7 protein-coding genes and 1 pseudogene are annotated in these 9,434 nt (G+C 71.3%); 3 read left to right on the plus strand and 5 right to left on the minus strand.

Annotated elements, in window-relative coordinates:
* Window positions 1–182: 182 nt before the first annotated feature.
* On the plus strand, window positions 183–2,057 hold the full coding sequence (locus G6018_RS14050; RefSeq protein WP_182639942.1) for an amidohydrolase family protein: 1,875 nt from the start codon (window positions 183–185) through the stop codon (window positions 2,055–2,057).
* Here G6018_RS14050 and G6018_RS14055 read toward each other — a convergent pair.
* Window positions 2,018–3,427, minus strand: a complete 1,410-nt coding sequence (locus G6018_RS14055; RefSeq protein WP_182639943.1) for an MBL fold metallo-hydrolase — start codon at window positions 3,425–3,427, stop codon at window positions 2,018–2,020. The genes G6018_RS14050 and G6018_RS14055 overlap by 40 nt on opposite strands.
* A gap of 209 nt (window positions 3,428–3,636) precedes the next feature.
* Between G6018_RS14055 and G6018_RS14060 the strand changes: the two are divergent.
* Both G6018_RS14060 and G6018_RS14065 read left to right on the plus strand, forming a co-directional pair.
* Window positions 3,637–4,029 (plus strand): annotated as a pseudogene (locus G6018_RS14060) (PPOX class F420-dependent oxidoreductase).
* A 133-nt stretch (window positions 4,030–4,162) separates the two neighbouring features.
* Window positions 4,163–4,738 carry a peroxidase-related enzyme gene (locus G6018_RS14065; protein ID WP_095718754.1) on the plus strand — a complete coding sequence of 192 codons (576 nt, stop codon included), beginning with the start codon at window positions 4,163–4,165 and terminating at the stop codon, window positions 4,736–4,738.
* A 17-nt stretch (window positions 4,739–4,755) separates the two neighbouring features.
* Here the strand turns inward: G6018_RS14065 and G6018_RS14070 are convergent, their stop codons facing one another.
* From G6018_RS14070 to G6018_RS14085, 4 genes are all read right to left on the minus strand, one after another.
* Window positions 4,756–5,496 (minus strand): glucose 1-dehydrogenase, encoded by a 741-nt coding sequence (locus tag G6018_RS14070; RefSeq protein WP_182609814.1) that lies wholly within the window; start codon window positions 5,494–5,496, stop codon window positions 4,756–4,758.
* Window positions 5,497–5,547: 51 nt separating this feature from the next.
* Window positions 5,548–6,624, minus strand: a complete 1,077-nt coding sequence (locus tag G6018_RS14075; RefSeq protein WP_182639944.1) for a diacylglycerol kinase — start codon at window positions 6,622–6,624, stop codon at window positions 5,548–5,550.
* Window positions 6,625–6,758: 134 nt separating this feature from the next.
* On the minus strand, window positions 6,759–7,496 hold the full coding sequence (locus G6018_RS14080) for a superoxide dismutase family protein (RefSeq protein WP_182639945.1): 738 nt from the start codon (window positions 7,494–7,496) through the stop codon (window positions 6,759–6,761).
* Window positions 7,497–7,586: 90 nt separating this feature from the next.
* On the minus strand, window positions 7,587–9,434 hold a 1,848-nt coding region (locus tag G6018_RS14085), incomplete at its 5' end, for a copper-translocating P-type ATPase (RefSeq protein WP_182639946.1).

Raw genomic sequence — 9,434 nt, forward strand, 5'->3', positions numbered from 1 at the left:
CTGGGGAAACGTGAGCGGGTGTGACCACGCGACGACACGGGCACTCCGGGGCGGCGGCCTCTCGCGGGTGCCCCACGGCGGCCGGGCGGCGCAGGGGAATTCGCGACGAGGTCTGGACTTGGACCAGCGTCCGGGTAGCCTGGTGAAGTATGTGTTTTGTGTCACAAACCAGGGAGTGCCTCGTGGACACCACTGATCACGCCAGCCCGGGCGGCGCCGACTTCGACATCGTGATCCGCGGCGGGACCGTCTACGACGGAACCGGCGCGCCGGGCGTCCGGTCCGACGTCGGGATCCGATCCGGCGTCGTCGCGGCGGTGAGCCCCACCCCGCTCCCGATCTCGCCCGGCACCCGCGTCATCGAGGCCGGCGGCAGATGGGTGATGCCCGGATTCGTCGACACCCACACCCACTACGACGTCGAACTGCTGGTCTCCCCCGGGCTCGGCGAGTCGGTGCGGCACGGGGTGACCACCGTGCTCGTGGGCAACTGCTCCCTGTCCGGGGTCTACTCGGACACCGTCGACGTGGCCGACCTGTTCAGCCGCGTCGAGGCCCTGCCCCGGAACGCCGTCCTCGAGGCACTCGAGCGCACGAAGTCCTGGTCCGACCCGGCGGCATGGCGGCGCGCGGTCGAGGCCCTGCCGCTGGGGCCCAACGTGGCGAGCTTCCTCGGCCACTCCGACGTCCGCGCCTCCGTGATGGGCCTGGGCCGGGCGACCGATCCGGAGCACTCCCCCGGTCGGGAGGAGTTGCGCGAGATCGAACGGCGGGTGGACGAGGCCCTCGACCAGGGTTTCCTCGGGGTCTCCACCATGACCAACCCGTGGGACAAGATGGACGGCGACCGCTACCGCTCGCGGACCCTGCCCTCCACACACGCCTCGTGGAAGGAGTTCCGGCGCCTCAGCCGGATCCTCCGCCGGCGCGACCGGGTCCTGCAGGGCGTGCCGAACCTCAACACCAAGGTCGACGTGGCCTTCTACGTGGCCACCAGCACGGGACTCTTCCGCAAGCCGCTGCGGGTCTCACTCCTCGCCGCCGCGGACACCCTGGCCGAGCCGTGGGTCAACCGCATCTTCCGGCCGCTGGCATGGGTGGCCAACACTCTCGGAAGGGGCAGGTTCGTGTGGCAGCACCTGCCCACCACCTTCAAGGTGTGGGCCGACGGGATCGACCTGGTGGTCTTCGAGGAGTTCGGCTCCGGACGCGAGGCGCTACACCTCAAGGACGAGATGGCCCGCACCGATCTGCTCGAGAAGGAGGGCTACCGGCGCTGGTTCCGGCGGGACTTCGAGAAGCGGTTCAGCCCACGGGTGTGGCACCGCGACTTCGACGACGCCCTGATCGTGGCCTGCCCCGACGAGTCGCTGGTCGGCAGGACCGTCGGCGACGTCGCCCGCGCACGGTCACTGCACCCCGCTGACTGCTTCCTCGACCTGGTCGTGGAGCACGGCGCCGACCTGCGGTGGACCACCACCATCGCCAACGCGCGCGAGGAGGTCGCCAACCGGCTCGCGCGGACCCCGGGGATCACCATCGGCTTCTCCGACGCCGGGGCGCACCTGCGCAACATGGCCTTCTACAACTTCGGCGTCCGCCTGCTCGAGCGCGTGCACGAGGCGGATCGTCGGGGTACCCCGTTCCTGTCCGTCGAGGAGGCCGTGTTCAAGCTCACCGGAGAACTCGCCGACTTCTACCGGCTCGACGCCGGGCGGATCGCACCCGGGCGTCGAGCCGACGTGGTGGTGATCGACCCGGCCGGCCTCGACGGCGAGTCGCTGGACTACCACGAGGAGGCGATGCCGGAGCTCGGCGGCATCCACCGCATGGTCAACCGCAACGACCGCGCGGTGGCCGCCACGATCATCAGCGGCCACGTGGTGTGGTCCGACGGCGAGTTCGCCGAGGGGTACGGCCGACAGTTCTCGGCCGGACGGTTCCTTCCCGCCGGTGAGGCCGTGGGGCCGCGGCCGAGCTCGGACCCGCGGCCGAGTGCGGACCCGCGGCCGGCCGGTCACTCCGTGGGCATCCCGGCCTCCTCCCAGGCGGAATAGCTGCCCTCGAGTTCGGTGACGTCGTACCCGACGCTGCGCAGCGCACTGGCCACGACCGAGCTGCGGGCACCCGACTGGCAGTAGGTGACGATCCTGCCCGGGTCGGGCAGCTCGTCGCGCTCCCACATCACCTGGCCGCCGTGCAGCTGGGTGGCGCCGGGGACGTGGCCGTCGGAGTACTCGGAGGTGGCGCGGACGTCGAGCACCATGGTGTGCTCGTGGGCCTCCAGGTCCTCCGGGTCCACGGTCTCCGGGCGGAACGTGGGCAGTCCGTCGGTGGAGGTGACGTACCCGCGCGTGGAGTCGACGCCCACGCGGATGACGTGGCGCCGCAGCTCGTCGGCCGCCTCGGCGTCCTCGGCGAGGAAGACCAGGCCGCGGGTGTCGGACTCCGGGTCGATGGCCCAGCCGGCGTAGGTGCCGGCCTGACCGGCCGGGAGGTTGATGGCGCGGTCGACGGTGCCGTCGTGGACGTCGTCGGCGGGTCGGGGGTCGACGACGACGAGGTCGCCGGACTCGATGCCGGAGGCCACCTCCTCCGCTGGCAACTCCTGCAGCTCCGGCAACGGATGGCCGAGCACGGAGGGGCCGTCCCGGTTCTCGCGCTTCATCCGCCCGAAGTACGCCGGCGCGTCGGGCTGGCCGTCGAGGAGTTCGGAGATGAAGCCCTCCTCGTCGTCGTTCTCCACGTACTTCGGCCACCACGCGAACTTCCGCTCGTATCCCACCGAGCTGGACGGCAGCGCCCCCAGGGACTTGCCGCAGGCCGACCCTGCGCCGTGGGCCGGGAACACCTGGACGTGGTCGGGCAGGGTGAGGAAGCGCTCTCGGAGGCTGGCGAAGAGCTGCGTGGCGCTCTCGTAGCGGGTGTCCTCGCCGCCCGAATCGCTGCCGCCGGCGGTCTCGTCGAGCAGGTCCGGTCGCCCGAGGTCGCCACAGAACACGAAATCGCCGGTCAGCGCGTAACCGGGCTCGTCGGCGAACGCGCCGTCGGTGATGAGGAACATCAGGTGCTCGGGCGTGTGGCCGGGAGTGTGCACGGCCTTGAGGCGGACGTTGCCTAGCTCGATGGTGTCGCCGTCGCGGAGACGCTCGCCCTCGAAGCCGTAGCGCCAGTCCTCGCCGCCCTCGTCGGAGAGATACGTGGTGGCGCCGGTCGCGGCGGCCAGCTCGCGGGTGCCGGACAGGTAGTCGGCGTGGATGTGGGTCTCGGTGACCGTGACGATGGTCATGCCGTGCTGGTCGGCCATCTCGAAGTAGGGCCTCAGGTCGCGGCTGGGGTCCACGACGATCGCCTCACTGCTGCTCTGGCAGCCGATGAAGTAGCTGGCGTGGGCCAGGTCGTAGTCATAGATGCGCTCGAAGAGCATGATGTGTGTCCGTTTCCGTGGGGAACAGGTACACACTCCACCGTAAAACCCTCGGGGGTATAGCGCCACCCCTCGGCGCGGACGACGCGCACACTGGACCGGAGTACCCGCCACCGACGAGAGGACCGCGCGCCGTGTCTGACTCACACCAGTCCGAATCGCACCAGCCCGAATCACACCCGTCCGAAGCACACCCGTCCGGCTCCCCGCTGACCGACGACCTGCGCCGCCTGCTCGCCCGGCCGAATCCGTGCGTCATGGCCACGCTGCGCAAGGACGGCTCCCCGGTGACCGTGCCCACCTGGTACCGGTTGGTCGCCGACCGCATCCACCTCAACCTCGACGCCGGCCGGGTCTGACTCCAGCACCTGCGGCGCGACCCGCGGGTGGCACTGTCCGTGCTGGACGCGGACGACTGGTACTCGCACGTGAGCATCCAGGGCCGGATCACCGAGATCGCCGAGGACCCGGACCTGGCCGGCATCGACGCGCTGTCCCGGCACTACACGGACCAGCCGTACCCGGTCCGCGATCGCGCCCGCGTCGACGTCTGGCTGGAGATCGAGCGGGTACACACGTGGGGGTCCGCGGCGCGATCCTGATCCGGCGGCGGGCGACGCGGCATAGCCTCTGGGCAGACCTCCAGCCCCTCCAGCCCTGAGCCCCTCCACTGCTCAGTTCCCCGCCCCTCAGCCCGGCGCCCCACCCGGGCGCCCCACTCCCCCGGAGCCGCACATGTCCGACCGATTCCCCCTCGCCGAGCTCGCCGATCTCCCCGACGACCTGCGGGAGCGCATTCTGACGGAGCAGGAGAAGGCCGGGTTCGTCCCCGAGGTGTTCCTGATGTTCGGGCGCCGCCCGGCGGAGTGGCGGGCCTTCTTCGCCTACCACGACGCGGTGATGGACCGCGAGGGCTCGAACATGTCCAAGGCGGACAAGGAGATGATCATCGTGACCATCTCCGCGCAGAACAACTGCCAGTTCTGCGTGGTGGCGCACGGTGCGATCCTCCGGATCGTCAAGAAGGACCCGTACCTCTCCGACCAGTTGGCCGTGAGCCATCACAAGGCCGAGCTGACCCCACGGGAACGCGCCATCTGCGACTTCGCCACCAAGGTGAACCTGCGGTCCGACGAGCTCGTCGACGCCGACTTCGCCGCGCTGCACGCGCACGGCCTGGACGACGAGGACGCGTGGGACATCGCGACGATCACCGGCCTGTTCGGGCTGAGCAACCGGGTGGCCAACGCCACCGACATGCGGCCGAACCCGGAGTTCTACCTGATGGGCCGAGCGCCGCGGGAGAAGTAGGCCGCCGCGGTCACGCTCTACAGCTGCTTGTGCGGGATCCCGTTGATGGTCCCGCCGTCCACCACGAACTCCGTGGCGGTGGCGTAGGAGGACTCGTCGGAGGCCAGGAACAGCACGAAGTTGGCTACGTCCTCGACGGTGCCCAGCCGGCCGAGGGGGATCGGGATCATATCGTCCGGGATCCCCTCGGTGATCGGGGTGCGCACGAGGCCCGGGTGCAGCGAGTTGCAGCGGATGCCGTGCGGGGCGAGCTCGAGCGCGACCGATTTGGTGAGCCCACGGACGGCCCACTTGGCGGCCACGTACCCGTGAGCCCACGGCGTACCGCGCATTCCCTCGATCGACGAGACGTTGATGATCGACCCACCACCGGCGGCGATCATCGTCTCGGTGACGGCCTGACATCCGTAAAAGGTCCCCGTGAGGTTCACGTCCAGGATCTGCTGCCACTTGTCATGCCGGAACCTGTGCAGCTCGGCCCCGTTGGCGATCCCCGCGTTGTTGACCAACACATCGACCCCGCCCCAGTCGGCGACCGTCTCCTCGACGACGGCCTTCCACTGCTCCGCATCGGACACGTCGAGATGGCGGTAGCGCGCGCCCTCCCCCAGCTCGGCCGCCACGGCCTCGCCCTGATCGTCCAACACGTCGGTGAGCACGACCTTCGCGCCCTCCGCGACGAGCCGGCGCGCGTCGGCCTCGCCCATCCCCCGCGCGGCACCCGTGATGATGGCGACCTTGCCCTCGACCCGACCCATGACGACTCCCTCTACTCGTGAACAGCTGTGGTGACGACGTCGGTCGACGCGTCAGCGCGTACCGACGATGCCCGGCGCGCCGGTGAGCGGCAGATCCAGCGTCGTGGTCAACCCCGGCGCCGCGGCCACGACGGCGGGTACGGCGTTGACCACCCTGCCGACCCCGGCGAGGATCGCCGAGTAGTTGTGGTCGCCGTCCGCGCTCTGCGCGGCCAGGTCGAGGACGTACGACGGCTCGCCGATCACCTCGACGCGGTACGAGTGCCCCTCCTGGACCGCGTACGGCCAGTCCGGCCGCAGGTCGTCCCGGGTCCGGGTGACGTGTTCGACCACGATGACGGGCTCGCCCGCCACCATGCCGGTGATCTGGAAGCGGAACCCCGCCTGGGCGCCCTCGGCGATGGTGCAGGCCGCGACCTCGTAGGTCTCCGGGGCGGGTTCGCGCTCGACGTGTTCGGTGATCTCGTCCACCTCCACGCCCAACCCGGCGGCGAGCAGGTGGATCGACGCCCCCCACCCCGCCGTCAACACCCCGGGCAGGAACAGCAGCGGGGTCTGGTCGAGCGGGGTGCCGAAACCCATGACGTCGACCATCGACTCGGTGGAATCGTAGGTGGCGTAGTCGGAGAACTCGGTGCAGCGGACCTGGCGCACCTCGCGGCAGGTGCCGGTGATCGCGAGCGGCAGGAGGTCGTTGGTGAACCCCGGGTCCACGCCGGTGACGAAGAGGGTGGCACCGCCCTCCAGGGCCGCGGCCTCGAGCTTGGCGCGCGCGCTGTCGGGGACGCCCGCGGCGGGGTTGATGAGCGGAGTGGGCGCGGTGCCCGCCACGTTGATCCCGGCGGCGAGGTACTCGCGGATGTCGCGCGCGGCCTCCACCGGCCTGGTGTCGCTCATCGCGCAGTAGACCACGCAGTCGGGCGCCGCGGCCACGATGTCGGCCGCACTCGTGGTGGCGGTGACGCCCGTGTCCACCCCGAGACCGGCGAGCTCACCCGCGTCCCTGCCCGCCTTGTCCGCGGAGTGCACCCAGACGCCGACGAGCTCGAAGCGCGGGTCCTCGATGAGGTGGCGCAGGGCGATCGCCCCGGCGTTCCCCGTGGCGATCTGCGCGACCCGGATGGCCATGTGTCCCCTCCCGACCTGAGGCGGCGCGTGGTGACGCGTGCCTGTTCGCGGCGGACGCTACCAGAGCAGGCCGCCTGATCGGGGGGTTATCGGACACGTGACCGGACAGTTGTCCGGTCACGTGTCGGAGGGGGTCAGCCGACGACCACCCCGCAGGCGATCCTGCTGCCTCCGTCGCCGGCCATCAGCGTGTCCTCGTCCGGCCCGTCCGGTGCGTAGCGCTCCGGGATGTGGGCGAGGTTGTCCGGGTCCTCGTGGATCATCACGGCCGAACCGTCGTCGTCCAGCAAAAGCTCCCGGTCCAGCCGGTCTGTCAGGGTGGTGAGGCGGGCGGTCCCGTCGCCGGCGACGTACAGCGGCGGCAGGTCGCCCGCGTGCTCGGGATGCCCGGCCCCGCCGTCCGGCCCGGCCAGATGCCCGCCGGCCGAGAGGAACGCGCCCCTCTCATCGGGGTCGTTGGGATTGGCGCTGTCCGGCTCACACAGCCCGGTCGTGTGGATGTGCAGTCCGTGGAATCCGGGCTCGAGTCCGCTGGCCTCGACGGTGACCAGGGTGCCGCCCTCGGACTCGACGAACTCCACCGTGCCCAGCGGTCCGGCCTCGGGGTCTGTGAGCTCCGCGGTGGCGAAGGCCCGGTCGCCCTGCTCCCCGCCCCCGGCTCCCGCGTCAGCGGTGGTGGCGGTGTCCTGGGGGGTGGTGGTCCCCTCGGCGGCGGGAGAGTCCTCCCCCGTCCCGCACGAGGCGGCCAGCACCGCGGCTGCGGTGAGTGCGACGAAGGCGCTGCCCCTGCGGGCTCGGCGGAGAGTGGGCACGGTCTGGGCGTGAACTGTCTGGTCGGGAACGGTCTGTCCAGGTCGGTTCTGTGCGGTCATCCGGTGGACCTCCTAGTCGGCGTCGTGCGTGTCGGCGTCGTGGCCGTCACCGTACCCACGCTCACCGCGGATGCAACCGTGCGGAACCCGCTACTCCGCCGCGCGGAACCTCCGCAGCCGCAGGCTGTTGGCCACGACGAACACCGAGGAGAACGCCATCGCCGCGCCCGCGATCATCGGGTTGAGCAGCCCGGCCGCCGCCAGGGGCAGCGCGGCCACGTTGTAGGCGAACGCCCAGAACAGGTTGCCCTTGATGGTCCGCAGGGTGCTGCGGGACAGCCGGATCGCATCGGCCGCGGCGCGCAGGTCCCCGCGGACCAGGGTGAGGTCGGAGGCCTCGATCGCCGCGTCGGTGCCCGTCCCTATCGCCAGGCCCAGATCGGCGGTGGCGAGGGCGGCCGCGTCGTTGACGCCGTCGCCGACCATGGCCACCACCCGGCCCTGCGCCTGCAGCCTGCGGATCACGTCCACCTTCTCCGCTGGCAGCACCTCAGCGATGACCGTCTCGGAGATCGCGGTGTCCGGGCCGGGGTCGATGCCCACCTGCTGCGCCACCGACGCGGCCACCCTCGCGTTGTCGCCGGTGAGCAGGATGGGGGTGAGACCCAGGCCGCGGAACCTCCCGACCGCCTCGGCGGAGGAGTCCTTGATCTGGTCGGCCACCACCAGCACCCCGCGGGCACGGCCACCCCAGCCCACCGCCACCGCGGTGTGGCCGCGGCCGGAGGCCTCGTCGACCGCCCGCTCGAGCTCGGCCGGCAGCGGCATCTCCTGCTCGGCGAGGAGAGCCGGACGGCCCACCACGACCACCTCGTCGTCGTCACGGGTGTCGTCAGTGGGGTCGGCTCCGACCCGTCCCGACACCCCCAGCCCCTCGGTGTTGCGGAAGCCCGCTACGGCCGGTAGGTCACCGACCCGCTCTCGGGCGCCGGCGGCGACGGCCCGGGCGATGGGGTGCTCGGAGGCGTCCTCCACCGCACCGGCGTAGCGCAGCACCTGCGTCTCGTCCTCGCCGTCCGCGGCGGTCACCGAGACCAGCGCGGGCGTTCCGGTGGTCACGGTGCCGGTCTTGTCGAGCACGATCGTGTCGACGCGGCGGGTGGACTCCAGGACCTCGGGGCCCTTGATGAGGATGCCCAGCTGCGCACCGCGGCCGGTCCCCACCATGAGGGCCATGGGCGTGGCCAGACCGAGCGCACAGGGGCAGGCGATGATGAGCACCGCGACCGCGGCCGTGAACGCCATGGAGGTGCCGGATCCGGTGAGCAGCCAGAAGGCGAACGTCGCGGCCGCCAAGACCAGGACGGCGGGGACGAAGACCCCGGAGATGCGGTCAGCCAGGCGTTGCGCGGCGGCCTTCCCGGACTGTGCGTCCTCGACCATCCGCGCCATCTGCGCGAGCTGGGTGTCCGATCCCACGCGGGTGGCCCGGACGATCAGCCGCCCGCTGGTGTTGACCGTGCCGCCGACCACGGCGTCGCCGGTGGAGACCTCGGCAGGCACGGATTCACCGGTGACCATGGCGGTGTCGACGGCGGAGGCGCCGTCGACGATCCGGCCGTCGGTGGCGATCTTCTCGCCGGGGCGCACGATGAACTCGTCACCGACCTGCAGGTTCTCCACGGGGATCCGCGTCTCGACGCCGTCGCGCAGCACCGCGACGTCCTTGGCGCCGAGCTCGAGCAGCGATCGGAGCGCCGCCCCGGCCGTGCGCTTGGACCGGGCCTCGATGTAGCGACCCAGCAGCACGAAGGTGGTGACCCCGGCGGCGGCCTCGAGGTAGATGTCCCCCGCGCCGTCGCTGGGCGAGAGCGAGAACTCGAACCCGTGGGTCATGCCCGGCATCCCGGCGTGGCCGAAGAACAGGGCGTACAGCGACCACAACAGGGCGGCGGACGTGCCGATCGACACGAGGGTGTCCATGGTGAACGAGCCGTG

Origin of the sequence: Dietzia sp. DQ11-44, from assembly GCF_014145205.1 — a bacterium.
Classification (GTDB): domain Bacteria; phylum Actinomycetota; class Actinomycetes; order Mycobacteriales; family Mycobacteriaceae; genus Dietzia; species Dietzia natronolimnaea.